Source organism: Planktothrix tepida PCC 9214, from assembly GCF_900009145.1.
Taxonomy (GTDB): Bacteria; Cyanobacteriota; Cyanobacteriia; order Cyanobacteriales; family Microcoleaceae; genus Planktothrix; species Planktothrix tepida.
In genome coordinates, this window is the sequence record NZ_LN889859.1 from 1 (window position 1) to 206 (window position 206).

1 protein-coding gene is annotated in these 206 nt (G+C 42.2%); it reads right to left on the reverse strand.

Annotated elements, in window-relative coordinates; translation table 11 throughout:
- Positions 1–206: hypothetical protein (locus tag PL9214_RS31805; RefSeq protein ID WP_186440516.1), on the reverse strand; the 206-nt coding region annotated here is incomplete at both ends.

Consider the following 206-nt stretch of genomic DNA (forward strand, 5'->3'; position numbering starts at 1 on the left):
TATTTGCTATCACTACTGGGGTCAACACTGCTAATAATAGAATAGCCAATATCTCCATCTCGAATATTATCATCAACTCCGGTAACTGTAACAACTTGAGGGGTACTCCAATTTTGGGAATTAAAGGTCACGCTAGGGGTTGATAAACTGGCTTCTTGGGGGTTACTGTTGCTGAGAGTAATCAGAACGTCTGATGTGGGTTGGGA